The 24,548-nt window shown below is 41.0% G+C and carries 23 protein-coding genes; 15 read left to right on the top strand and 8 right to left on the bottom strand.

Annotated features, from left to right (window positions below; genetic code table 11):
• Positions 1-12: 12 nt before the first annotated feature.
• Positions 13-561, bottom strand: coding sequence for a primosomal replication protein PriC (gene priC / locus ACLPIE_RS01725; RefSeq protein ID WP_430259074.1), 549 nt, complete (start codon positions 559-561; stop codon positions 13-15).
• 143 nt (positions 562-704) lie between these two features.
• On the opposite strand from priC, the gene apt reads away from it, so the two are divergent.
• From apt to ACLPIE_RS01680, 9 genes are all read left to right on the top strand, one after another.
• Positions 705-1,256: an adenine phosphoribosyltransferase gene (apt, locus tag ACLPIE_RS01720; RefSeq protein WP_430259073.1), complete on the top strand. Its 552-nt coding sequence runs from the start codon at positions 705-707 to the stop codon at positions 1,254-1,256.
• Between the two features lie 111 nt (positions 1,257-1,367).
• Positions 1,368-3,290 (top strand): DNA polymerase III subunit gamma/tau, encoded by a 1,923-nt coding sequence (gene dnaX, locus ACLPIE_RS01715; RefSeq protein ID WP_430259072.1) that lies wholly within the window; start codon positions 1,368-1,370, stop codon positions 3,288-3,290.
• 48 nt (positions 3,291-3,338) lie between these two features.
• Entirely contained in the window at positions 3,339-3,668 is a 330-nt protein-coding gene (locus ACLPIE_RS01710; protein ID WP_004260403.1) for a YbaB/EbfC family nucleoid-associated protein, read from the top strand.
• Positions 3,668-4,267 carry a recombination mediator RecR gene (recR, locus tag ACLPIE_RS01705; RefSeq protein ID WP_430259071.1) on the top strand — a complete coding sequence of 200 codons (600 nt, stop codon included), beginning with the start codon at positions 3,668-3,670 and terminating at the stop codon, positions 4,265-4,267. The genes ACLPIE_RS01710 and recR overlap by 1 nt, the downstream gene beginning before the upstream one ends.
• Before the next feature lie 328 nt (positions 4,268-4,595).
• Complete coding sequence (htpG, locus tag ACLPIE_RS01700) at positions 4,596-6,470, top strand: molecular chaperone HtpG (protein ID WP_430259070.1); 1,875 nt, start codon at positions 4,596-4,598, stop codon at positions 6,468-6,470.
• A gap of 192 nt (positions 6,471-6,662) precedes the next feature.
• On the top strand, positions 6,663-7,307 hold the full coding sequence (gene adk / locus ACLPIE_RS01695; RefSeq protein ID WP_430259069.1) for an adenylate kinase: 645 nt from the start codon (positions 6,663-6,665) through the stop codon (positions 7,305-7,307).
• 181 nt (positions 7,308-7,488) lie between these two features.
• Positions 7,489-8,454, top strand: a complete 966-nt coding sequence (hemH, locus tag ACLPIE_RS01690) for a ferrochelatase (RefSeq protein WP_430259068.1) — start codon at positions 7,489-7,491, stop codon at positions 8,452-8,454.
• 123 nt (positions 8,455-8,577) lie between these two features.
• Entirely contained in the window at positions 8,578-9,696 is a 1,119-nt protein-coding gene (wzz(fepE), locus tag ACLPIE_RS01685; RefSeq protein WP_430259067.1) for an LPS O-antigen length regulator Wzz(fepE), read from the top strand.
• A 105-nt stretch (positions 9,697-9,801) separates the two neighbouring features.
• Complete coding sequence (locus tag ACLPIE_RS01680) at positions 9,802-11,115, top strand: inosine/guanosine kinase (RefSeq protein ID WP_430259423.1); 1,314 nt, start codon at positions 9,802-9,804, stop codon at positions 11,113-11,115.
• A 131-nt stretch (positions 11,116-11,246) separates the two neighbouring features.
• On the opposite strand, the gene ybaL is transcribed toward ACLPIE_RS01680, so the two are convergent.
• Positions 11,247-12,998, bottom strand: a complete 1,752-nt coding sequence (gene ybaL / locus ACLPIE_RS01675) for a YbaL family putative K(+) efflux transporter (protein ID WP_430259066.1) — start codon at positions 12,996-12,998, stop codon at positions 11,247-11,249.
• A gap of 286 nt (positions 12,999-13,284) precedes the next feature.
• The gene (locus ACLPIE_RS01670) at positions 13,285-14,508 is read right to left on the bottom strand and encodes an MFS transporter (RefSeq protein ID WP_430259065.1); all 1,224 of its coding nucleotides are present in this window, start codon (positions 14,506-14,508) and stop codon (positions 13,285-13,287) included.
• 257 nt (positions 14,509-14,765) lie between these two features.
• Between ACLPIE_RS01670 and ushA the strand changes: the two genes are divergently transcribed.
• Positions 14,766-16,436, top strand: a complete 1,671-nt coding sequence (gene ushA / locus ACLPIE_RS01665; protein WP_430259064.1) for a bifunctional UDP-sugar hydrolase/5'-nucleotidase UshA — start codon at positions 14,766-14,768, stop codon at positions 16,434-16,436.
• A gap of 124 nt (positions 16,437-16,560) precedes the next feature.
• Here ushA and ACLPIE_RS01660 read toward each other — a convergent pair whose 3' ends face one another.
• From ACLPIE_RS01660 to ACLPIE_RS01640, 5 genes are all read right to left on the bottom strand, one after another.
• Entirely contained in the window at positions 16,561-16,758 is a 198-nt protein-coding gene (locus ACLPIE_RS01660; protein WP_430259063.1) for a hypothetical protein, read from the bottom strand.
• 21 nt (positions 16,759-16,779) lie between these two features.
• Positions 16,780-17,253, bottom strand: coding sequence for a Cys-tRNA(Pro)/Cys-tRNA(Cys) deacylase YbaK (ybaK, locus tag ACLPIE_RS01655; RefSeq protein ID WP_430259061.1), 474 nt, complete (start codon positions 17,251-17,253; stop codon positions 16,780-16,782).
• A 22-nt stretch (positions 17,254-17,275) separates the two neighbouring features.
• Entirely contained in the window at positions 17,276-18,076 is an 801-nt protein-coding gene (locus ACLPIE_RS01650) for a TraB/GumN family protein (protein ID WP_430259060.1), read from the bottom strand.
• Positions 18,077-18,374: 298 nt separating this feature from the next.
• Positions 18,375-18,953: an HdeD family acid-resistance protein gene (locus ACLPIE_RS01645; RefSeq protein WP_430259058.1), complete on the bottom strand. Its 579-nt coding sequence runs from the start codon at positions 18,951-18,953 to the stop codon at positions 18,375-18,377.
• 87 nt (positions 18,954-19,040) lie between these two features.
• Positions 19,041-19,916 (bottom strand): hypothetical protein, encoded by an 876-nt coding sequence (locus ACLPIE_RS01640; protein WP_430259056.1) that lies wholly within the window; start codon positions 19,914-19,916, stop codon positions 19,041-19,043.
• Positions 19,917-20,122: 206 nt separating this feature from the next.
• Here ACLPIE_RS01640 and celB point away from each other — a divergent pair, with 206 nt between their 5' ends.
• The 5 genes from celB to ACLPIE_RS01615 are packed head-to-tail and all read left to right on the top strand — an operon-like array spanning position 20,123 to position 24,511.
• Positions 20,123-21,406, top strand: coding sequence for a PTS cellobiose transporter subunit IIC (gene celB / locus ACLPIE_RS01635; protein WP_430259054.1), 1,284 nt, complete (start codon positions 20,123-20,125; stop codon positions 21,404-21,406).
• A gap of 31 nt (positions 21,407-21,437) precedes the next feature.
• Positions 21,438-22,406 carry a N(4)-(beta-N-acetylglucosaminyl)-L-asparaginase gene (locus tag ACLPIE_RS01630; RefSeq protein ID WP_430259052.1) on the top strand — a complete coding sequence of 323 codons (969 nt, stop codon included), beginning with the start codon at positions 21,438-21,440 and terminating at the stop codon, positions 22,404-22,406.
• A complete protein-coding gene (locus ACLPIE_RS01625; protein WP_430259050.1) occupies positions 22,399-23,907 on the top strand; it encodes a M17 family metallopeptidase in 1,509 nt (502 codons plus the stop codon). Before ACLPIE_RS01630 ends, ACLPIE_RS01625 begins: the two co-directional genes overlap by 8 nt.
• On the top strand, positions 23,882-24,187 hold the full coding sequence (locus ACLPIE_RS01620; protein ID WP_430259048.1) for a PTS sugar transporter subunit IIB: 306 nt from the start codon (positions 23,882-23,884) through the stop codon (positions 24,185-24,187). Before ACLPIE_RS01625 ends, ACLPIE_RS01620 begins: the two co-directional genes overlap by 26 nt.
• A 9-nt stretch (positions 24,188-24,196) precedes the next feature.
• A complete protein-coding gene (locus tag ACLPIE_RS01615; protein WP_430259046.1) occupies positions 24,197-24,511 on the top strand; it encodes a PTS lactose/cellobiose transporter subunit IIA in 315 nt (104 codons plus the stop codon).
• Positions 24,512-24,548: the final 37 nt, after the last annotated feature.

Here is a 24,548-nt window from a genome sequence, read left to right as displayed (position 1 = left end):
TTCCTTATGTCATTAATCAAAATATTGGTTTTCTTGGTGCTCAATCGCCTTTTCGATTCGTAAAAGTGCTTGTCGGCAACGATATAAACGCCCAGCAAGAACCGCAAGTTCTTTTTGGCATTGGTGCTGTAAACGGTTATCTGTCAAACCACTTAAATGAAGCTCTTTTTCGCTAACCATAGCTTGCAAGCGGCGTTCGTAGTCTTGATGTTGTGATAAACGTTCATATAAATCAACCTGTTCCTTCTTCTTGGTAAATGCAGATTCTTTTTCCCGCAAGGATTGTGTAGATATTTCGCGAGAAATTGCCTGCATTTGATGCACTATCTTTTGCGTGAGAAAATTGACTTGCTCAGTGTGGTTTAGAGTCACACTATGACAAAGCTGTTTGTATAAGATATTGAGCTCGTTTTGGCAATCTCCAAGGCGTGTCGATTTATGACTAAATAGCTGCATGTCAAAGCGAGAATGCGAAAATTCAAGGTCTTTTATTGGCCTGACTCGAGTATCTAATTCATCAATCTGCTTTTTTAGCGCATCCAAAAGCGTGGAGATTTTCATTTTTTATTCTCAATAAAGGTAAAAAACAGCGGAATATTGATATTCAGCAACAAAACTGACTGCAAATTGTCGGCTTCTTATTGCATTTTTGTGGTACTTTACATAGATTCTACACTTTCGTGTTTACTATATTGGCTTTTATTATGACTGCTAAAGAGCAACAACTGCAATTGATTAAAGAAAGTATCGCATCTATTCAAGATTATCCAATCGAAGGTGTGATCTTCCGTGACATTACGACTTTATTAAATAACCCTGCTGCGTATCGAGCAACCATTGATATGTTAGTAGAGCACTATCAAAATAAAGGCGTCACTAAAATTGTAGGGACAGAGGCACGTGGTTTTCTATTCGGCGCGCCAGTTGCATTACGTTTAGACGTAGGTTTTGTTCCTGTCCGTAAAAAAGGAAAATTACCGCGTGAAGTGTTAAGTATGACCTATGATCTTGAATATGGCACTGACACGCTTGAGATCCACAAAGACAGTATTGCACCTGAAGATAATGTATTAGTTGTGGATGATCTTTTGGCGACGGGGGGCACAGTAGAAGCGACCGTTAAAATGATCAAACAGCTTGGTGCAAATGTGGTTGAAGCGGCATTTATCATTAGCTTGCCTGATCTGGGGGGTGTTGAACGCTTGCAAAAAGAAGGTGTGACTTCTTATAGTCTCGTTGAATTCCCTGGTCACTAATCGTTATTTTCCCTCTATTTCTATCACAGTCTCGCCCTAGGGGTTGAGGCTGTGGTAGCATGTACTACGATTATATTTATTCACGTGTCATGTTAAATTACTGTGGGAACCATGAGCTATCAGGTACTTGCCCGTAAGTGGCGACCTCAAAAATTCTCAGACGTTGTTGGTCAACAACATGTCTTGACTGCACTTGCTAATGGGCTAGAACATCAGCGGCTCCATCATGCCTATCTTTTTTCTGGCACTCGAGGTGTTGGAAAAACGACGATAGCCCGCCTTTTTGCCAAAGGTCTCAATTGTGAAAAAGGGGTCACTGCATCCCCTTGTGGTCAATGTACTAATTGTCTTGAAATTGAACAAGGCCGATTTGTCGATTTGATTGAAATCGATGCGGCTTCACGCACAAAGGTCGAAGACACGCGTGAACTATTGGATAACGTCCAATATGCGCCTGCACGTGGTCGCTTCAAAGTCTATCTGATTGACGAAGTTCACATGCTTTCTCGTCATAGCTTTAATGCGCTATTGAAGACTCTTGAAGAACCCCCAGAGCATGTCAAGTTTCTATTGGCGACGACAGATCCACAAAAGCTCCCCGTAACCATTTTGTCCCGTTGTTTGCAGTTCCATCTCAAAGCGTTAGATGTCACGCAAATTAGTGAGCAACTTGAGCTTATACTCAATGCGGAAAATATTGAACATGACCTGCGTGCTCGCCAGTTAATCGCAAGAGCTGCGGATGGGAGCTTACGTGATGCGCTGAGCTTAACCGACCAAGCTATTGCTATGGGGCAAGGTAAGGTTACTGCGGATATTGTCAGTCAGATGCTTGGCACGCTAGATGATGAGCAGCCATTAGCGATCATCGAAGCCTTGGTACGGGCTGACAGCATTGCGGTAATGTCACAGGTTGAGCAGGCTGCAAGTCGGGGGGCTGATTGGGAAAATTTACTGGTCGAAATCTTATCGCAATTACACCGTATTGCGATGATCCAACTGCTTCCTGCGGAACAAGAAACTGACCCTTCATCAATAGAAGGCCGTTTACGTCAGGTCGCTAGAGTAATTTCGCCTGCTGACCTACAGCTATTTTACCAGACCTTGCTGGTGGGGAGAAAAGAGTTACCCTATGCTCCTGAACGGCGCATGGGCGTTGAAATGGCGCTATTACGTGCGCTCGCTTTTCACCCTAAAAGTGTGATTGAAGAAATTGAAGCTCCGCCTCGAGTGATTACGCAACCGGTAACGCAAAGCATGCCACAAAGGGGCGCTGCGCCGCAGACACGAACAGAAAATTTGCCTGAAAATAGCCCTACCTTGCAATTATTAAAGGCAAGGCAGGCACTACAATCACCTCAAAATGAGGAGCCAAGCCCAAAAAAGGCTAAACCGGTGATGCCTGAAAGGGCTAAGCCGGCGGCATCAGCACTTGAAAGGCTGGCCGCCGTGACCAGCAAACATCAACAAAATGTGGAAAATAAAGCTGCTCAGGCAGCAAAACCACAAAAACCAAAGCAGTACCAATGGAAGCCTCAAAATGAAGGGGCTATTGCACCGAAAGATGCAGTGACAACGCCGAGTGAGATAAAAGAGGCGTTGGAATATGAAAAAACACCCGAATTAGCGGTGAAAATTATTGAGGAAGGGCGGGCTCGTGACAGTTGGTCTGGGAAAATAGCGAAATTAAATATTCCTAAACTGGTTGAACAATTAGCTTTGAATTCATATATAGAAGAATTAAGTGAGTCGCAAATTGTTTTACATTTACGGCCAGCTCAGAAACACCTTGATAAACCATCAGCTCATAAGTCTCTAGAGGAGGCGCTGAGCGAGCTATATGGTCGTCCTGTTGAACTGAAAATCGTTCATGATGATAATAGCGCGGTGAAGACCCCGCTAGAATGGCGACAGGCGATTTATGAAGAGAAACTGGCACAAGCACGTCAGTCTATTATTGCGGATAAGACGATTCAAAAACTGCGCTCAATGTTTGATGCTCAGCTTGATGAAGAGAGTATTCGCCCCGTTTAACGCTACAGTCTCATTGTTAAGCTGTAGCCTCAGTTGTGAGAGATAATTATGTTTGGTAAAGGTGGATTGGGTAACCTGATGAAACAGGCCCAGCAAATGCAAGATAAAATGCAAAAGGTTCAGGAAGAAATCGCTCAACTAGAAGCTACAGGTGAATCTGGAGCTGGCTTAGTTAAAGTGACTATCAATGGCTCACACAACTGCCGTCGTGTTGAAATTGACCCAAGTTTGCTCGAAGACGACAAAGAAATGTTAGAAGACCTAATTGCGGCTGCATTTAATGACGCTGCGCGTCGTATCGAGGAAACTCAAAAAGAAAAAATGGCGAGTGTTTCAAGTGGCATGCAGTTACCACCAGGCTTTAAGATGCCATTTTAATGCAAACCAGTCCGCTTCTTGAATCATTGATGGAAGCGCTGCGCTGTCTTCCAGGGGTTGGCCCCAAGTCAGCGCAGCGAATGGCTTTTCATCTTTTACAGCGTGATCGTAGTGGTGGAATGCGTTTAGCGCAATCACTTACTCGAGCTATGTCTGAAATTGGTCATTGTCGTGATTGTCGAACATTTACCGAGCAAGATGTTTGCAATATCTGTGATAACCCTCGTCGCCAACAAAATGGTTTAATTTGTGTGGTGGAAAGTCCCGCCGATATTTACGCAATTGAACAAACGGGGCAATTTTCAGGGCGTTACTTTGTATTGATGGGGCATTTATCGCCGCTTGATGGGATTGGGCCAATGGATATTGGTCTAGATAGACTGGAAGCGCGTTTGGCGTCAGAGGCTATCACTGAGGTGATCTTAGCGACTAATCCAACGGTGGAAGGTGAAGCGACAGCAAACTATATTGGGGAGATGTGTGTGCAGCACGGTATAGTGGCAAGTCGAATTGCGCATGGTGTTCCTGTTGGTGGGGAGTTGGAATTAGTCGACAGTACGACGCTGTCTCATTCGCTCTCCGGTCGATCTCGATTGTAATATCCTCGTCATATTTCAAATTGTAGCGTTGTTGTCTTCATGCGTTAACCCTAGTCACATACGGGTGTATGCTCCTAGGGATTAACGCATTTGCTGCCTAGCTACAGCACAAATTATTTAGAGGATATGATTGGAGAGGGTAAAAAATCTTTCCTCCGTTTTCTTTAAAATAATTCATATTGTTATTATTTTCTTTTTAATCATTGGCTTTTGAGTTTGATTTGCTAAATTTTAATCCCTTTCGCTTGAATTTCTGTTTTTTGCCCCCAATTAATCTGCATCGATAAGTCAAACCTATCCAATTAGATTGATGATATAGAGGCGATTAATGAGTATGAAAGGACAGGAAACCCGTGGTTTCCAATCAGAAGTTAAACAACTCCTCCAGTTAATGATCCACTCCCTTTATTCCAATAAAGAGATTTTTTTACGTGAATTGATCTCTAACGCATCAGATGCGGCGGATAAACTGCGTTTTCGTGCCTTATCTAAACCTGAACTGTATGAAAATGATGGTGAGTTACGCGTTCGTATTAGCGCAGATAAAGACCAAGGAACATTAACGATCAGCGATAACGGTATCGGTATGAGCCGTGATGAAGTAATTGATAACTTAGGGACTATCGCGAAATCGGGTACAAAAGCATTCCTCGAATCATTAGGTAGTGACCAAGCAAAAGATAGCCAAATGATTGGCCAGTTTGGTGTGGGCTTTTATTCAGCCTTCATTGTTGCAGATAAAGTGACTGTTCGTAGTCGTGCCGCGGGCGCGCCAGCGGAAGACGGCGTGTTCTGGGAATCTGCCGGTGAAGGTGAATATACCATTGCTGATATCGAAAAAGCAGAGCGTGGTACTGAAATCACACTGCATTTGCGTGATGATGAAAAAGAATTTTTAGATAACTGGCGTCTGCGTTCAGTGATCAGTAAGTACTCAGACCACATTGCATTACCGGTTGAAATCGAAGATAAGAATGAAGAAGATGGTACAGTAACGTGGGAAAAAATTAACCAAGCTAAAGCGTTATGGACTCGCAGCAAATCTGAAATCTCTGATGAAGAGTATGTTGAATTTTATAAACATATTTCTCATGATTATGCCGACCCGCTGACTTGGTCACACAACCGTGTTGAAGGTAAACAAGAGTATACCAGCTTATTGTATGTACCTTCCCAAGCGCCATTTGATTTATGGAATCGTGACCAGCAACATGGTCTGAAATTATATGTTCAGCGTGTATTCATTATGGATGATGCAGAACAGTTTATGCCAAACTATCTGCGTTTCATTCGTGGTGTGTTAGATTCTAATGACTTACCACTGAACGTTTCTCGTGAAATTCTACAAGATAGCGCCTTAACTCGTAGCTTACGCAGCGCGTTAACTAAACGTGTTCTACAGATGCTTGAGAAACTGGCAAAATCAGATGCAGATAAATATCAAACCTTCTGGCAGCAATTCGGTTTAGTGATGAAAGAAGGCCCAGCAGAGGACATGGCAAATGGTGAAATTATTGCTAAGCTTCTGCGTTTTGCAACCACCCAGACAGACAGCAGTGTACAAAATGTTTCTTTAGAAGAGTATGTCGGTCGTATGGTTGAAGGCCAAGATAAGATCTACTACATCACCGCTGATAGCTATGCGGCGGCTAAAGGTAGCCCACATCTTGAATTGTTCCGTAAAAAAGGTATTGAAGTTTTACTGTTATCCGACCGTATAGACGAATGGATGATGAATTATTTGTCTGAATTTGATGGCAAACAATTCCAATCAGTGAGTAAAGCAGATGACTCATTGGACAAACTAGCGGATGAAAACAAAGCCGAGCAAGAAGAAGCAGATAAGCAATTAGAGCCGTTTGTTGAGCGAGTCAAATCATTCCTTGGTGAGCGAGTCAAAGACGTTAAGCTGACCCATCGTTTAACGGATACCCCTGCGATTGTGACCACTAATGCGGATGAAATGAGTACTCAGATGGCGAAACTGTTTGCAGCAGCAGGGCAAGCCGCGCCAGAAGTAAAATATAACTTTGAATTAAATCCAACGCACCCATTGGTGAAAAAAGCATCAGAAGTGTCAGATGAGTCTGTCTTTGCAGACTGGGTAGATGTTCTGTTGGATCAAGCTTTATTGGCCGAACGAGGCACATTGGAAGATCCAAACCTATTTATACGTAAAATCAATGAATTACTTTTAAAGTAATTTGATTTTGTATTTTCGTTTTTGAACATAAACCATGCTTTTGCTTGTGCTTTAGCGTGGTTTTTTTCTTTTGCGAAAAAAGATAAATGCGAAATCGTTTACGTGTGTTCTTGAGTAAAGCGCCATGCTAATGGTATGGTAGCTTGTTTTCTTTTCAAATTATAAAAATCTAAATAGCAAGGGGTTTACGCAATGCGTATCATTCTGCTTGGCGCTCCAGGCGCTGGTAAGGGCACTCAAGCTCAATTTATTATGGAGAAGTTTGGGATACCGCAAATTTCAACAGGTGACATGTTACGTGCAGCTGTTAAGTCAGGGAGCGAACTTGGCTTACAAGCTAAGGAGCTGATGGATAACGGCAAATTAGTCACTGACGAATTAGTTATCGCATTAGTAAAAGAGCGTATCAAACAAGATGATTGCCGTAACGGGTTCTTGTTGGATGGGTTCCCTCGTACAATCCCACAAGCGGATGCAATGAAAGAAGCGGGCATTACTGTTGATAATGTACTTGAGTTCGATGTACCAGACGAAATCATCGTTGAACGTATTATCGGTCGCCGTGTACATGCACCATCTGGCCGCGTTTACCACATCGCTTTTAACCCACCGAAGGTTGAAGGTAAAGACGACGTTACAGGTGAAGAATTAACCATCCGTAAAGATGACCAAGAAGACACCGTGCGTAAACGTCTAGTTGAATACCATGCATTAACTGCACCTTTAATTGCTTATTACCAAAATGAAGCAAAAGCAGGAAATACGAAATACTTTAAATTAGATGGTACTCGTAAAGTGGCTGAAGTTAGCGCTGAATTAGCTAAAATATTAGGCTAATATTTGACCTTGTTATAATTTAAATTATAGTATTGGTAACTGTAATGTGAATTATGATGAGTACAAAGGTATTATGTAAGGCAGCGATAATCGCTGCCTTTGCTTTTATACCACTTGGTGACAAAAAACGTTATTGAACTGTGTTAAAGTTGGGAATGATTATCAATTAGGAGTTGTTTTCATGTCAGATAAAAAATACGGCATTCTATTGGTTAACCTAGGAACCCCTGATGCCCCAACCCCCTCAGCTGTTAGACGTTATTTAGCCGAATTTCTTAGTGACAAGCGCGTTATTGATGTTCCTAGCTTGATCTGGAAGCCGATTTTACATGGGGCTATTTTGCCTATTCGTTCGTCTAAAGTCGCTAAATTATACCAGTCTATTTGGCTAGATGAAGGTTCTCCGCTATTAGTTTATTCGTTGCGCCAAAAACAAAAATTGGCAGAATTGTTGCCGAATATCCCCGTTGAAGTCGGGATGAGTTATGGTTCTCCTTCAGTTAGAAGTGCCATTGATAGCTTGATGGAGCAAGGGGTCACTAATTTAGTGGTATTGCCTTTGTACCCACAATATTCATGTACGACAACTGCGGCCGTTTATGATGCGGTTACAAGAGCATTTCAAGGCCGGCGAACGATTCCTTCTGTGCAATTTATTCGCAGCTACGCTACGCATCCGGCTTATATCCAAGCATTAGTTGCATCGATTGAGGAAAGCTTTGCGAAGCACGGTGAACCGGATAGGTTAATACTCTCTTTCCACGGTATTCCTAAGCGTTATTGTGACACTGGGGATATTTATCAACAGGAATGTGAAAAAACGGCTCAGGCATTACGTGAAGCGCTAAATTACCCGAGTGATAAAGTGTTACTCACTTACCAATCTCGTTTTGGAAGAGAGCCTTGGTTGATGCCTTACATGGATAAAACAATGCATGAATTACCCAGCCAAGGTGTAAAATCAGTTCAGGTTATTTGCCCTGGTTTTTCAGTTGACTGTTTGGAAACATTAGAAGAAATTAGCGAACAAAATAAAGAATTTTTTATTAGCAGTGGCGGTAGTAAATATAATTATATCTCGGCCTTAAATGACAATCAAAATAGTATTCATATGATTAATTTAATAATTCAGGATGCATTAAAATAATCAATTTGTTAAATTAACACGTAAAAGTTTGTTTATTGATATATCAATAAACCGACAATAGACTATAATATCTTATCTTAAATTTAAAACTATTAAAGAAATGTTATGTCTTTTGGAATTAATATGAGCAATAAACAACAGTCACGGGGTGATATAGAGCAGAAGTTAAATTCTGCTCCTCAATTTCATCTGCAACAAAATGATGAAATTGATCTCATGGCACTATTCTCAATTTTGCTAAAGAATAAATTTTCAATCATTATTTTTACTTTGCTTTGTATTGCTTTAAGTGCTGTTATTGTCAGTTTTTTACCTCAAAAGTGGAGTAGCACTGCAATCGTCATCCCTGCGACTTCTGAAGATCTTCAAGATGTGAATGCATTAAAAGCCCAGCTTGATGTATTAGAAATTCCAATTGATTTAAGCCCTCAACGTATATTTAATGTTTTTATAGATCAATACCGTTCAAAAGTTAACCAGAGTCAGTATATAAAAAGCACTCAATATTTCCAGCAGTTAGCCCAAAATATTGAGTCAAAAGATGATGTTGTGGGCCAGCAACAGCTAGTAAATCAAATTATTAATAATGACATTCAAATTCAAGACCAATCTAAAGAAAAAAATAGTACTTCCTCAGATATTGTTTTGAAATTTACGGCTGCGTTGCCTGTTGAAGCTCAGGATTTATTGGATGGTTATATTCGCTACAGTGCGTCAAAAGTTAGACAGCAAATTAAAGGTGAAATTGATAGTGCAGTTTCTCAGAAGTTGATATTTGCGACTGAGTCGTTAAAACGCGAGTTGAGTAAAATTCAAATAGAATATGATGTCAAAGTTGAGCGACTCAAACGTGCGGTTGATATTGCAAAAGCGGCTGGAATTGAAAAACCAATAGCCAGCGACTCTGTGACAATCAATGACGATCCGGATTACCCAATCGCGTTAGGAACAGAAGCACTCGAGAAAAAGTTGCGGATTGAAACACAAAATCGTGATTTAGCGTTGATGAATGAAAATTTGCAAAACCGGAAAATTTACATTAATGAGCTAAATTCATTGACAAGCAAAGAGTTAGATTTCAAACCAGTAAAATTTATCTTAACGCCAGATTTGCCATTACGCAAAGATTCACCTAAGTCTTCCCTGATTATTGCCCTAAGCGCAGTCCTTGGTTTTATCCTAAGTTGTGCATTTGTGTTAAGTCGCCAGATGTATCGAGACTATAAGCAGCAAAATGCCTAATTTTTTGTCTAAATGACTAATCATACAGCCAGTACCTTCTTTAGGGTGCTGGCTTTATTTTATCGTGCTAGAATAGGGGATGTTCCATTTTTTAATCCTCTTATTATGAAATTCCCCGGTCAACGCAAATCCAAACATTATTTTCCTGTTAGTCTAAGAGACCCTCTCTTACAGCCATTGAAAGAAACATTGGTTGATGATGAGAATTGTAAATCTTATATCGTGGGTATCGACCAAACATTAGTTGATATTGAAGCTAAAGTTGGTGATGAATTTATTCAGCGTTATCAATTAAGTAAAGGGCATTCATTGGTTATTGAAGATGATGTTGCGGAAGCTTTATATCAAGAATTAACTGATAACGCATTGATCACCCATGAGTTTGCGGGCGGAACTATTGGTAATACACTGCATAATTACTCTGTTTTAGCTGATGATAGGTCGGTATTGTTAGGGACAATGTGTAATAATATCCAGATTGGCAGCTATGCATACCGTTACCTTTGCCATACCTCTAGTCGAATGGATTTAAACTATTTACAAGGTGTTGATGGGCCGATTGGGCGTTGTTTTACATTAATTACTGAAAATGGTGAGAGAACATTTGCTATCAGCCCTGGTCATATGAACCGCTTACACCCAGAGAGCATTCCTGAAGAGATTATTGCGGGTGCGTCTGCGCTGGTTCTGACCGCTTATTTAGTCCGCTGTAAACAAGGTGAAACTATGCCTGAGGCTACTATGCAGGCGATTACTTATGCGAAAAAGCATAATGTCCCAGTAGTTTTAACGCTGGGCACTAAATTTGTAATCGCACAAGACCCTCAGTTTTGGCGTGATTTCTTAGCTGAACATATTTCAGTCGTGGCGATGAATGAAGATGAAGCCCAAGAACTAACAGGATTGAATGATCCTCTCTTGGCATCAAACATGGCATTAGATTGGGTAGACTTAGTATTGTGTACAGCAGGGCCGTCAGGGTTGTATATGGCAGGGTATACAGAAGATGCATATAAACGCACCACTCAGCACCCGCTGCTACCGGGCGCTATTGCTGAGTTTAATATGTATGAATTTAGCCGTGTAATGCGCCAACAGGATTGTCAAACGCCGCTGCGAATTTTCTCGCATATTGAGCCTTACATGGGTGGTCCTGAAAAAATAATGAATACTAATGGGGCGGGAGATGGTGCATTATCCGCTTTACTGCATGATATTACGGCTAACTCTTACCACCGTTCCAATGTGCCTAATTCCAGTAAACATGAGCGTCAGTATTTAACTTATTCATCATTGGCACAAGTATGTAAATATGCAAATCGTGTGAGTTATCAAGTATTAACTCAACATTCTCCTCGCTTAACACGTGGCTTACCTGAGAAAGAAGATAGTTTAGAAGAGTCTTATTGGGATCGCTAAGTTCAAGTAGAACAGGCCAATATTATAACAAAATCACCTCGTCTATCTAAATAGAATGTCGAGGTGTTTTCTTATGGCATATAAAAAAGGAAGCCACTGGCTTCCTTTGAAATATTTATTTGCTGAATGAATTAGTGGCTTGGTTTTAGATATTCCTCTAAATTTTTGCCTTCACCTTTTTTATCATTGTTGCCATCAATGAAATCATCGACAGAACAACCAAACTCTTCAACATCATTGCACATTAATGTTGCCATCGATTTTGCAATCTCATGTTCACCAATAATAATATGGTCGGCACCACGTTCCTTGATGAAGCTTACCTCATCATCATAATGGGCACGAACAATGACAGTGATATCAGGGTTCATCTCTTTAGCGGTTGCGACGATTTCACCTGCCTCATAACCGTTTGGAATGGTGAGTAATAAGGTTTTTGCGCATTCGATACGAGCAAGGCTAATTGTTTCCTTATTGGCTCCATTACCAAGGATCGCGCTGAAACCGTTTTCGGCTAATTCTTCAAATCTTGAGCGAGTATCTTCAACAACAACGACTGGGATGTTTTTTCTGCGCAGTTTGTCCGCTAACATGCCACCAACACGGCCGTAACCGACGATAATGGCGTGACCACAGATATCAACAGGCACTTGAGTTTCTTCTTCTAGCGTTTCTTCCAGAAGCTGCTCTTCAATCGTTTCTGTTCTTTCAAGGTACTTATCTAATAAGGTAAATAAGACCGGGTTTAACATAATCGAGACGATGGCACCGGCTAAAACTAAGTTTTGCGCGTCTTTGTCCATCACTCCGAGGGTTAAGCCCATTCCGGCTAAGATAAAGGCAAACTCACCAATCTGTGCCAAACTGACGGAAATAGTTAAGGCAGTTCGCCGTGAGTGACCGAACATCCTCACTAAAACCAATGCGGCTGCTGATTTACCAATAATGATAATAGCCAGTACAGCTAAAATCCCAAGAGGTTGTTCGATGAGTACTACGGGGTCAAATAGCATCCCGACGGACACAAAGAACAGAACGGCAAATGCGTCACGTAATGGTAACGTATCCTGTGCAGCACGGTGGCTGAGCTCTGACTCGTTCAACACCATACCTGCGAAGAAGGCACCTAAAGCAAATGACGCGTCGAAAATTGCGACTGCGGCATAAGCAATACCTAATGCTAACGCTAGGACAGCGAGGGTAAACAGTTCACGAGAACCGGTCGATGCGGTACGAGATAAGATCCAAGGGATAACCTTACGGCCGACAACAATCATAATGAATATGAATAGAACAACCTTACCGATAGTCCATGCTAAGCCCAGCGCCAATTCGCTGAAGCTGGCATTATCCGTATTTATGATGGCTGCGGCAGCAGGTAATAGAACTAAGGTCAGAACCATCGCTAAATCTTCAACGATCAGCCAGCCTATTGCTATTTGCCCACGTTGGCTTTCAATTAGTTGCCGTTCTTCCAAAGCACGAAGCAAGACAACGGTACTGGCAGTTGAAAGACATAAGCCAAATACAATACCGGTAAATATTCCCCAACCGAATAATAGTGAAAGCCCTAAGCCTAATAAAGTGGCTACCGCAATTTGGGCAATCGCTCCGGGGATTGCTATGGCCTTAACGGCTAACAGGTCTTTAAGTGAAAAGTGTAGGCCAACCCCGAACATCAGTAGGATAACACCAATTTCAGCAAGTTCTGGTGCCAAAGCTGCGTCTGCAACAAACCCAGGTGTGAATGGACCTGCAAGAACACCTGCTGCAAGGTAACCAACTAAAGGGGAAATTTTTAATCGCTGTGCGATCATACCTAACAAATATGCAAGGGCGAGACCACCAACAATGGTTGTGATTAAGGGCGTTGAATGCTCCATTTAGTCTCCTCTGGTTAGTGTAAAAAATAAAAGGTGGGTACATGCCGTTGACTTTTAAAATGAGTCCATCATTTTAAAATGCAAATGACCTGTTTTTATATTCTATCTGTTTTTGAGATAAATTTCTTTAAAAAAATGAAATGTTTTTAAAAAAAAGGCAGCTTAAAGGTGCTAAATCGTTACAAACTTTGTCTTTAAGAGATTTTTAGCTAAAATTTATGAAAAATATGGGAGGAAAGACCCACACTTATTTTTGATTAAGTGTGGGTAAAATAAGAAAATAAATCTATTTGTGACCGATATTTGGCAGTAATACTGTAAAAATGCCAAGTAATGGGAGGAAAGCACAATAATGATAGACTTGCTCGATACTCGTTTGGTCTGCAATATGACCTAATACCGCCGCACCTACGCCCCCCATACCGAATGCAAGTCCGAAGAACAATCCAGACACCATGCCAGTTTTGCCGGGTATTAGCTCTTGTGCATAGACTAAAATGGCTGAAAATGCAGAGGCGAGAATCAGACCAATGATGACAGTAAGGATACCGGTCCAATACAACGACGCATAAGGTAAAATGAGGGTAAAAGGAGCAACTCCAAGGATTGAGAACCAAATAACATACTTACGGCCTATTTTATCACCAATTGGTCCACCAATCATAGTTCCTGCTGCTACCGCAAATAGGAAAACAAACAAATGGATCTGGGCATTTTGGACAGAAACATCAAACTTATCTATCAGATAAAAGGTGTAATAACTGCTAATGCTCGCCAAATAGAAGTATTTAGAGAAAATCAATATGAGGAGTACGGCGAGAGAACCGATCACAGCCTTACGCGGTAGCACTTTGATATCGCCAGTCGAAATTGGTTTTTTGCTTGCTGCTCTATGCTGTTGTTTATACCAGCTACTGACTTGCAATAAGATGACGATAGCGAGTAATGCGGCTAAAGAGAACCAACCGATATTTCCTTTGCCGTAGGGCTCAATGATTAAGGCGGCGAGCAATGGCCCTAAAGAAGCCCCTAGATTGCCACCTACTTGGAAGAATGACTGAGCAAGCCCATGACGTCCACCTGATGCCATTCGTGCAACACGAGATGATTCAGGATGAAAAACGGAAGACCCTGTTCCGACTAAAGCAGCAGCGAGCAAAATCATTGGGAATGTTTCGGCCATTGCCAGCAAAATCAAGCCAGTTAATGTAAAACTCATTCCAATAGGCAATGAATAAGGTTGCGGATACTTATCGGTATAGTAACCAATAATAGGTTGTAGTAGTGAAGCTGTAATCTGATAGGTCAGGGTGATCATCCCGATTTGGGCAAAACTTAGGGAAAAATCAGATTGCAATAAAGGATAGATAGCCAAAATTAATGACTGGATCATATCATTGAGTAAATGAGAGACACTGATAGCTGTTAGAATACTAAATACGGTCTTCCCAGTTTTATTCAATGGCTTTGATGGACTTGTGTTGTTAGGGGTTGTGGTTTGCTCACTCATAATTATCAACTTTTTGTGTTACATAATTGTTATCAATATAACTGAAATACAATTTATTTAAATGAATAAATAAGCCACATGAAAAAATAACAATCAGTGATTTATTTGATGGTGATCTCATTTTTATGAAACGAATTTCTTATTCTGCAATAGGTATCAAATCCTGCTCATATTTTTATGCTATAAAACAACTGATGATGACAAACTATAATCTAATATTAGTGAATTAATATACCTACACTAGCAGGGAGAAATGTATGAAGTTTACATTTAAGGCATCCGCATGTGCATTAACAGTGTCGTTAGCGTTAATACCCGCTACTATGGCAAACGCGTGGGAAAAAGACAAAACTTATAACATCACAATTTTGCATACCAATGACCATCATGGGCACTTTTGGCACAATGCTCATGGCGAGTATGGCTTAGCGGCACAGAAAACGGTTGTTGATGAAATTCGCGATGAAGTTGCGAAGCAAGGTGGTAGCGTATTATTACTCTCTGGTGGTGATATTAATACGGGGGTACCTGAATCTGACTTGCAAGATGCTGAGCCTGATTTCAAGGGAATGAACCTTGTCGGCTATGATGCGATGGCATTAGGCAACCATGAGTTTGATAACCCGCTTGAAACGTTACGCCAACAAGAAAAATGGGCAACGTTTCCTTTCTTATCCGCCAATATTTATCAAGCGAGTACAGGTAAGCGTTTGTTTAAGCCTTACCAAATTTTTGATAAACAAGGTGTGAAAATTGCGGTTATGGGGTTAACAACGGATGATACCGCGCGTATTGGTAATCCAGCAAACTTCCCTGATGTTGAATTCCGCGTTCCTGCCGATGAAGCGAAAAAAGTGGTCGAAGAATTACGCACGACAGAGAAACCAGACATTATCATCGCTGCAACCCATATGGGGCATTATGATGACGGTAATCATGGCTCTAACGCACCCGGTGACGTTGAAATGGCGCGTAGTTTACCTGCGGGTTATTTAGATATGATAGTAGGTGGTCACTCACAAGACCTTGTTTGTATGTCTCAAGAAAAGAAAAACTACAAACAAGAGGATTATGTGCCCGGAACACCATGTGCGCCAGATAATCAAAATGGCACTTGGATAGTTCAAGCGCACGAATGGGGGAAATATGTTGGACGTGCGGATTTTGAGTTTAAAAATGGTAAGTTCACATTAAAACATTATCAGCTAATTCCAATTAACCTTAATAAGAAAGTGACTAAAGAAGATGGTACGAGCGAGCGTGTTTACTATACGCACAAAATCGCTCACAACCCTGAAATGATGAAACTTCTGACGCCTTATCAAGAAAAAGGAAATAAAGAACTTGGTGTTAAAGTGGGTTCTGTAGAGGGTAAACTTGAAGGTGACCGCAGCAAAGTTCGTTTCGTGCAAACGAATATGGGACATCTTTTATTAGCTGCACAGAAAGAGCGTGCAGGTGCTGATTTTGCCATCATGAGTGGCGGTGGTGTGCGTGATTCCATTGAGAGTGGTGATATCACGTATAAAGACGTCTTGAAAGTTCAGCCATTTGCGAATGAATTGGTCTATGTGGACTTCAAGGGGGATGAAGTGATCCCTTATTTAACTGCCGTGGCAAACATGAAGCCTGATGCAGGCGCGTATGGTCAGTTTTATAATGTCAACTTAACGCTGAACAAAGACGGCACGATTAGCGATGTTAAAATCGATGGTAAGCCCGTTGATCCAGCGAAAACCTACCGTATGGCAACGCTAAACTTTAATGCTATCGGCGGTGATGGCTATCCGAAAATTGATAATCATCCAAACTATGTGAATACAGGGTTTGTCGATGCAGAAGTGCTCAAAGGGTATATTGAAAAACATTCACCTTTGAAAGCCGCTGATTATGAACCAAAAGGTGAAATTATTTATAATAATAAATAAGCTATCACTAACGATGGAAGCCTCATTTTTGATGGGGCTTTTTTTATTGCAAAAATACGTTAGCTACTAAATGAGGGCCTTCGTAGATTTTGAAAGAGGAATATTGGCTAAAATAATCATTTGGTTAATTTTTAACCAAAAAACGCACTTTCCCTTGTGAAATCCATTGTTGATGGCTATTGGTAAGGTGAATTTCAAGTTGGAAAACGACACTCCAGCTTTCGCTATGACCAGTATCAAAATGAGATACGGCATAATACAAACCAATAGGAGGCGGCTGTTTTCTGCCGCCATATTCAGCAGGTACCCATTCAATTGTCACCGGATACATTATAGTCAGTGTTTACTTACGAATTTCGGCAAACGTAGCGTTTAACACGCTTGCGAGGTCATTCGGTGCAAGTTCAATATCTAATCCACGCTTTCCGCCTGAAATAAACATGCTGGCATATTGTTGTGCTTGGTCATCAATCACGGTAGGCAGGCGTTTTTTCTGACCTAATGGGCTAATCCCCCCAAGTAAATACCCAGTTGTTTTTTGGGCGACTTGAGGGTCGGCCATTTCGACTTTTTTCACTTTGAATACTTTAGCCACTAATTTTAAGTCTAATTGCCCTGAGACTGGAGTGACTGCAACGGCTAATGTTTTTTGATCACCATTGAGCGCAACTAACAGTGTTTTAAATACTTGTTTGGCATCTAATCCGAGTTTACGTACAGCCTCATCACCAAAGTTGTTTTCATTCGGATCGTGATCATAGGGGTGTAGCGTAAATTGAATTTTTTGTTTTTCGAGTAATTTGACTGCGGGGGTCATGTGAATGCCTTCTATTTATCATTTAGTTACGTAAATATGCGACAAGGCTATTGTCACCAAAAAGATGTAATGCACCGACTGCAACAACGTAGTTCCCATCAGGAAGTGCTTTGAGTTTGTTGCTCCAATCTGCATTTCGTTGACTCATCAACACTTGATATACATCTTGGCTAAAGGTGTTGGGTAATACGGCGCGGTTATTGGGTTGATAATCTAGCCACCAACCTATCATGGTTTGCAGTGAACGCGCGTTTGCTCGCCAGTGGACTAACGAGTCTTGTAATAATGCCAATCCATTATTAGGCAATGAGAGAAGCAATTCAACTTGAGATGCGGTGCCTTCAAGTTCAATCAGTGGCTTATTTTGTGCTTGAGCCGCACGTATCAGTTGATAATCAATACCATAGTTGCCACGTAGGCCCAGCTCTTGCGCTTGAGTTGCTTGTAAAATCAGGGCTATTTGCCATGAAGGCAATGTATCAAAGCGCTCAGGAGATTGATGAATTTCTTGGCAACACTGCAAAAATAGATTGAATTCATTATCAGTTAACCGCTGTTGAACGGGCGAGTATTGATTATGGTCATGGGGGAAAGGCGAATGATTTTCGGTGATATCCGCTTCGACAATCAAGGCATCTGCTTGATTAAGCTTATTTAATAGGGTTTCGGATAAAGGAAACATATTTTCTGTTCCCATATGAATGCTGCCCACAATATGCAGCTTTAGGTTCTTTGATAACCGAATGTCAATGGCAGGATAGGGATAGACAGGTGCGGTTTCCAGATGAAGCCAATTCTTTAAATTCTCGATGAGTTTTCCCATTATTTCGTATCCGCTTTCTTAACCAGAGACTAGGTTAAACAATCTTTTACTCATTTGCGAATATTGTTCCTATCTTTTTGTGGTTTTAACGAATGCATTTTTAGAGCAATTTTTCTAGAGCTTCAAAATTCATGGCTTTTTGAATAAACGTGAAAGTAAGGTAACCAATTATGGGCAAAGCTGTCAGGCTAATGAATATTGGGTATCTGAAGTGAAAGCGTTTGTTTTGTAATTAAATAGGAGGTAATGATAACGGCTAGCTATAAACTCAGCCCCCTGAGTTAGGAGGCTGAAACTATTATTGATTAGCGGATTTTTTAAATAGGCTGAGTAGGGTAAATAAACTGAAAGAGCTAAATACCATTTCGATACCAATCAATGTGGTTAGTAATGTGATTGAATTTAATGGGCCATTGCCAACTAATAGGAAAGCAATAAAGAAATCGAGTAACCCAATGATAATCTGCAACCATCCATTGGCAGAACTAATCTGTTGAAAACCAACATATAAACGGATTACACCACCAATAATAAATAAAGCGGCGACAAGAATAGCGAGTGTGATAAGGCTTTGTAGGGGGTCTTTAATAAAAGAGTAACCCACAATAATATAAATAAGGCCAATCACGAAACCAAATAATCTTGACCAACCTGTATAAATAACAGTACTTAAGATGCTGACAATGGCGCCAACACCACCAATAATAAGCAATACACCTAATACCGTGCTGACTGCAATGCCTGAAATCATTGGGTTAACAATACAAAAAACACCGCCCGCTAAGAGTAATAAAGATAAAATTAACAAAAAGGTACGCTGTTTTTTAAATTCATCACTTGCGAGTTTAGCCAGTTTTTCGCGATCAATATTAAGCATTTTACACCTCAAATATTAAATAACTATTTATAAGTATAGGCTTAGCTTGATATTAATTACATATAAGATAATGCGAAAATCATTTTTCTACCTATTTTTATTAGTGTGCCAAAATTGATAAGGCGTTAATCCACCTAACTTTTTTTGGGGCCATCGTTCATTATAATTTTGTATTATGCAGGCTAAAAAATCGATAATTGAATGATTTACCATAGCAGGAAATATCTTTAAAAGAGGGATATCTAAACGAATAGGGAGGTTTGGGGTTGTATCTATATAGCGTAAATCGATTTTTTGTTGTTGGCACCAAAGTTGTAAAAGATGCTCATGAAAAACAGATTCAAAAAAGATTTTTTCATTTTTAGTCTCAATACATTGGATATCACCGGGGAGCTGAGGTTTTATGGTATTTAGCCAATTTACGACTAGTTGTGCTGAAATTCCTTGAAAAATATTAGCGCATAAATAACCGCTGATCTCTTCTTTTAACCATAAAAGATGTAACTGACCACCATCTTCAGGTTGAAGATTTAAGCGAAGATAGTGAAGTTGTAAGGTTCCGAATTGCTTTCCCGCAGCCAACGCTTTTTTTCCTACTAGGACTCGGGAACCGAGAACATTCATATGCAACATGTTCTCTTTTTTGAGAACTCTATCAAGGCTGGCTCGGGAGATGGTTTGTCCGATCCCCTGATTAACAAAGGTTGTCAGCTCATCCAACGATAAAATCAACTGAGTACGTAGCCAAATAATGAGGGAAACTTGTTCTTGTCTCAAGACCTTATTTATCGTTTTTGGGGTGGATTTTTGGTCGTCAACCTCCTTTCTTGTACGCCACCGACGTACTGTTGAAACTGAAATTCCCAGCTCTTTGGCCAATTCACGGTCACTTTTATTCGATTGTTGCAGGTAACGTCGAACGCGTGGTGTCGTGGTGGCATTGGCATGCAATTTTATTTCCATGAGTACCTTACTTTCCTCGTATTAATGTACTTAATGCTATGAGACTAATTATATTTTGATTAAATACTGTGACCAATAACCGATTTATTTAAAAATCCGTAAGCAATAATCAGCAGGCCGGCAATTAGCATAATATTTAAACAATTAATTAAGATCTCATCGTTTACTCACGTTATACAGATGTCACCTTTTATCGGAGATCCTCTATGAGCAAGGTGCTAGATTATTTAGAAGCCAAACTGATGCCACTGGCTGCTAAAACCGCAGAGCAAAGGCACTTGTGTGCTATTCGTGGCGCTTACGTTTCTTTTATGCCGTTTATCATTGTAGGTTCGGTCATGTTGATTATTTCTTCATTTCCTAATCAATCTTATCAGCAATTTATGAATGGTATTTTTGGGACCAGCTGGAGCAGTATTGTTGAGATCCCATTTAATGCTGTTTTCTCTACGATGTCATTATTTATCAGTTTTACAGTGGCTTATCGTCTTGCTGAACACTATGAGGAAGACCAAGTTTCCTGCGGGATACTAGGGCTAATTTGTTTCTTGATTTTAACACCTTTTTTGAAGGTGGAATCATTGGGAAATATGACGGTAATTTCGACTGAATGGATTGGAAGCAAAGGGCTCTTTGTCGCAATGATTGGTTCATTGCTTTGGACTGAATTATTTTGTTTTATTAAGCGTAAGAACTGGGTAATTAAAATGCCAGAGGGCGTTCCGCCAGCAGTGCAAGAGTCTTTTGCAGCATTAATTCCCGCTTTAATTGTGATTATTATTGTTCTGACAATTCGCACATTGGTTTCACAAACAAGCTATGAAACCGTTCATCAGTTTATCTACCAAACATTGGCAACACCAATGCGCCATTTCGGCACCTCTTATATTGGTGCACTGTTAACAGGATTAAGCATCACACTGCTTTGGTCAGTCGGAATTAACTCCGGCTCAATGGTCAATGGCATTATTCGACCACTATGGATGGAAAACCAAACTGATAATATTGTGGCTATTCAAGCAGGGATGACACCTCCCCATGTCATTACAGAACAGTTTTTTGATATGGTTTGGATGGGCGGTGCGGGGGCGACTCTATCACTGGTTATCGCGATGCTGATTTTTGCTCGTAGCAAAAGTATACGAGAAGTTGGACGTATTGGTGCTGGTGCATCGATATTTAACATCAATGAACCAATTCTATTCGGAATGCCCATCATCATGAATCCTATCATGTTGATACCCTTCAATATTGTGCCATTAGTTCTAATCACCACTCAATATATAGCTATGAGTTTAGGTTTAGTTGCCTCGACGACAGGGGTTTTTATTCCGTGGACACTTCCTCCTGTGATCAGTGGATTCATTGTGACAGGACATATTAGCGGCAGCATTATGCAAATTATCAATCTATTTATCGGTGCCATGATTTACTTACCATTTTTAAGGATTATCGATAAACAGCGTCAACTCACGGAAAAACAAAGCTAATGTTTGGCTCAAAGCTTTTTAAGGAGATGTTATGTGGGGAATAATTGCAACATGGCGAATGGCGCTAGAAGGTGTCACACGGGTTTCTACTCAATTAGAAAGAGGTGGGGATGCGGCATCAGCAGTGGTAGACGCCGTTGCGGATGTTGAGGATTTTCCTTTTTATAAATCAGTGGGATTTGGGGGATTGCCAAGTGAAAACTGTGAAGTTGAACTCGATGCGGCATTTATGGATGGTGGCTCACTCGCTTTTGGCGCCGTAGGCAATTTAGTTGATATCGCGAACCCAGTCAAAGTGGCTCATGCGCTCAGTCGTGAACGGTTTAACTCACTATTAGTGGGTAAGGGCGCTAGGGAATGGGCGGTAGAACAAGGTTTTGCACAAAAAAAGATGCTAACTGAACGAGCCATCGGCCACTATAAAAAACGTTGTCGAGATACGATTGACCAAGGCTTAAGCCCTTATGATGGGCACGATACTGTTGGAATGGTGAGCCTAGATAGGCAAGGCGGCATGAGTGTTGCAACGTCCACCAGCGGTTTATTTATGAAGCGCCGAGGCCGTGTTGGGGATTCTCCTATTATTGGCTCAGGGTTTTATTGTGATAACGAAATTGGTGGAGCAACCGCAACAGGCGTGGGTGAAGACTTAATGAAAGGTTGTACCAGTTATGAAATTGTCCAACGAATGGGGCGTGGAATGACCCCACAGCAAGCCGCAGACTCTGTGGTATTAGAACTTGAAGACAAACTGATGAAACGCTTTGGTCGCTGTGGTGATTTATCTGTTGTGTGTATGGATAAAGATGGCCATTTTGGTGTTGGAACCAATATTAAGACGTTTTCTTTCGTGGTCGCGACATCACAGTTGATGCCAACGGTATACCTAGCAGAGCGTGTTAACGAACATACCATTTACCAACGCGCTGATGAAATTTGGCTGGCCGATTATGAACAGCGTATCAGAGAGCCAATTGATGGGGTGTTGTATTATGATTAATTATCAGATAATTACAGCAATTGAGCAGTTGAATGTGCCTTTGGGGGAAACACAGGTTGTCACTTTCCCTAATAGCGATTTATTAAGTCAACTAGGTTGTACGACTTCATTGATTGAACAATTGCAGATATATAGCCAAACAGGTCAAGTTTCAGACTGCCGTTTTGCGTGTGAGCCAGTTAAGCAAATTTGTTTGTTACCTGAACCATACTGGTTAGATTGGCCAGAAGGCAAATTACTGGCCGAACTTCGAAAATTACTGAAATCACCTCAGCCATCGATATTAATTGATTGCAGGCTATTTGATTTAATGAAACCGTCCCACCGAGCCGCTTGCCAACAGCTACTGATTTTTTTATTTAATCAAGCCTATTCTTTTAACGACCTGAGTCTAAAGACATCAAGTAAGGATAAAAAAAGAATACAAAACATCAGGATATATGTCGAACCACAACAAGTTGCACTGTTTAACAAAATAGCTCAACAAGCGAATGCTGTGAGTGACGGTATGATTGAAGGACGTCGTTTGGCGGACATTCCGAGCGATATTTGCACCCCTGAATATGTCGCGCATACGATTGGACAAAGGGTTAAAAATAGATCTGAAATATCCATTACCGTACTAGATGAAAAAGACATCAAAGCGCAGGGGTTTGGTCTTTTGCATGCAGTTGGAAAAGGGGCGAAGAACTCGCCTCGAATAGTTATTTTGCGCTATGAAGGGAAAGCACAAGCGCCACTACGTGCTTATGTGGGTAAAGGGGTCACATATGATACAGGGGGGTATTGGCTTAAAAGTGGCGAAGGTATGTATACCATGAAGTACGACATGTGTGGTGCCGCCAATACGTTTGGACTTGTCATGGCTGCTGCAAAATTACAACTTCCAGTCAATATCGTCGGCATTTTAATGTTAGCGGAAAATATGATTGGGCCAGAAGCCATGCGTCCGAGTGAGGTGGCGACGAGTTATTCAGGGCTTACGGTCGAGATTAATAACACGGATGCAGAAGGGCGGCTGGTACTGGCAGATGGCATTGCTTATGCCGCTTCATTGGATCATGGTGACCAAAAAATAAAATATATCATTGATATAGCAACGCTCACCGGGGCGGTTGTGAAAGCGTTAGGTTACGATTTAACTGGCTTGATGTCTTCACATGACAAACTGAGCCATCAAATTCAGCAAGCGGGTGAACATAGCCGTGATGAAGTTTGGCGATTACCCCTTGATAACAGGCTGATAGGGCAAGTTAACAGCCACATTGCGGATTTGTGTAATACCCCACCCAATAATGCCGCCATTAGTTCCTCAGCAGCTTATTTTTTGAGCCAGTTTTGTCCTGTAGAGATCCCATGGGCTCATCTTGATGTCAGTGGTACGGCGTTGTGGCGAGAAAATGGCTATAGCACGGCTTCAGGTCGGCCTATTCCACTGTTAATTCAACATATTATTAATGACTTGGAGATGCAACATGAAAAAAATTCTACTGATTTGTGACTTAGGGATGTCGACCAGTTTAATGGTAAAAAAGATGCAGGAAGCTGCAAAGGTAAAGGGGATTGAGGTAGAAATTGTCGCCAAATCTGTCCGTGATTATAAAGCATGCGTAAATGATTATGATGTTGCGCTATTAGGGCCTCAAATTCGTTATAAATTAGCAGAATGCCAGAAAACTGCGGCATCAGCAGGTAAGAAGGTGGAATGTATCGATATGATGGCATATGGCACGCTTAAGGGCGATAAAGTTCTTGAGCAAGCTTTAGCGTTAATTGAATAAGGAAATAAAATGGATCTTGAAAATGAAGTGATGGAGCTGATTGCGAATGCAGGATATGCGAGAAGCCTTGTATTCCAAGCTATTGCGGTAGCTCGAGAGGATCATGACTTTGCTCAAGCAGAATCTTTAATGGAGCAAGCTCGAGAAGCCCTTTCTGTTGCCCACTTAACGCAGACAAAACTAATTGAAATGGATGAAGGGAGTGGCAAGGTTCCGGTTCATATTATTATGGTTCATGCGCAAGATCATTTAATGAATGCCATCATGTTAACGGAATTAGGAAATGAGATCATCGCATTACATAAAATGATTAACGGACAATAACATATAATTTGTAAATAAGAGGGGGAATCCCCCCTCG

Origin of the sequence: Providencia sp. Me31A, assembly GCF_050487165.1 — a bacterium.
In the GTDB taxonomy this organism is placed as follows: Bacteria; Pseudomonadota; Gammaproteobacteria; order Enterobacterales; family Enterobacteriaceae; genus Providencia.
Note: the sequence above shows the minus strand (reverse complement) of the source record. Positions and strands in the feature narration are given on the sequence as shown.

What these genes read in the sequence shown, in the direction of transcription:
- priC (WP_430259074.1), bottom strand. Translation starts at nt 561, where the DNA reads ATGAAAATCTCCACGCTTTTGGATGCGCTAAAAAAGCAGATTGATGAA.
- apt (WP_430259073.1), top strand. Translation starts at nt 705, where the DNA reads ATGACTGCTAAAGAGCAACAACTGCAATTGATTAAAGAAAGTATCGCA.
- dnaX (WP_430259072.1), top strand. Translation starts at nt 1,368, where the DNA reads ATGAGCTATCAGGTACTTGCCCGTAAGTGGCGACCTCAAAAATTCTCA.
- ACLPIE_RS01710 (WP_004260403.1), top strand. Translation starts at nt 3,339, where the DNA reads ATGTTTGGTAAAGGTGGATTGGGTAACCTGATGAAACAGGCCCAGCAA.
- recR (WP_430259071.1), top strand. Translation starts at nt 3,668, where the DNA reads ATGCAAACCAGTCCGCTTCTTGAATCATTGATGGAAGCGCTGCGCTGT.
- htpG (WP_430259070.1), top strand. Translation starts at nt 4,596, where the DNA reads ATGAGTATGAAAGGACAGGAAACCCGTGGTTTCCAATCAGAAGTTAAA.
- adk (WP_430259069.1), top strand. Translation starts at nt 6,663, where the DNA reads ATGCGTATCATTCTGCTTGGCGCTCCAGGCGCTGGTAAGGGCACTCAA.
- hemH (WP_430259068.1), top strand. Translation starts at nt 7,489, where the DNA reads ATGTCAGATAAAAAATACGGCATTCTATTGGTTAACCTAGGAACCCCT.
- ACLPIE_RS01680 (WP_430259423.1), top strand. Translation starts at nt 9,802, where the DNA reads ATGAAATTCCCCGGTCAACGCAAATCCAAACATTATTTTCCTGTTAGT.
- ybaL (WP_430259066.1), bottom strand. Translation starts at nt 12,998, where the DNA reads ATGGAGCATTCAACGCCCTTAATCACAACCATTGTTGGTGGTCTCGCC.
- ACLPIE_RS01670 (WP_430259065.1), bottom strand. Translation starts at nt 14,508, where the DNA reads ATGAGTGAGCAAACCACAACCCCTAACAACACAAGTCCATCAAAGCCA.
- ushA (WP_430259064.1), top strand. Translation starts at nt 14,766, where the DNA reads ATGAAGTTTACATTTAAGGCATCCGCATGTGCATTAACAGTGTCGTTA.
- ybaK (WP_430259061.1), bottom strand. Translation starts at nt 17,253, where the DNA reads ATGACCCCCGCAGTCAAATTACTCGAAAAACAAAAAATTCAATTTACG.
- ACLPIE_RS01650 (WP_430259060.1), bottom strand. Translation starts at nt 18,076, where the DNA reads ATGGGAAAACTCATCGAGAATTTAAAGAATTGGCTTCATCTGGAAACC.
- ACLPIE_RS01645 (WP_430259058.1), bottom strand. Translation starts at nt 18,953, where the DNA reads ATGCTTAATATTGATCGCGAAAAACTGGCTAAACTCGCAAGTGATGAA.
- ACLPIE_RS01640 (WP_430259056.1), bottom strand. Translation starts at nt 19,916, where the DNA reads ATGGAAATAAAATTGCATGCCAATGCCACCACGACACCACGCGTTCGA.
- celB (WP_430259054.1), top strand. Translation starts at nt 20,123, where the DNA reads ATGAGCAAGGTGCTAGATTATTTAGAAGCCAAACTGATGCCACTGGCT.
- ACLPIE_RS01630 (WP_430259052.1), top strand. Translation starts at nt 21,438, where the DNA reads ATGTGGGGAATAATTGCAACATGGCGAATGGCGCTAGAAGGTGTCACA.
- ACLPIE_RS01625 (WP_430259050.1), top strand. Translation starts at nt 22,399, where the DNA reads ATGATTAATTATCAGATAATTACAGCAATTGAGCAGTTGAATGTGCCT.
- ACLPIE_RS01620 (WP_430259048.1), top strand. Translation starts at nt 23,882, where the DNA reads ATGAAAAAAATTCTACTGATTTGTGACTTAGGGATGTCGACCAGTTTA.
- ACLPIE_RS01615 (WP_430259046.1), top strand. Translation starts at nt 24,197, where the DNA reads ATGGATCTTGAAAATGAAGTGATGGAGCTGATTGCGAATGCAGGATAT.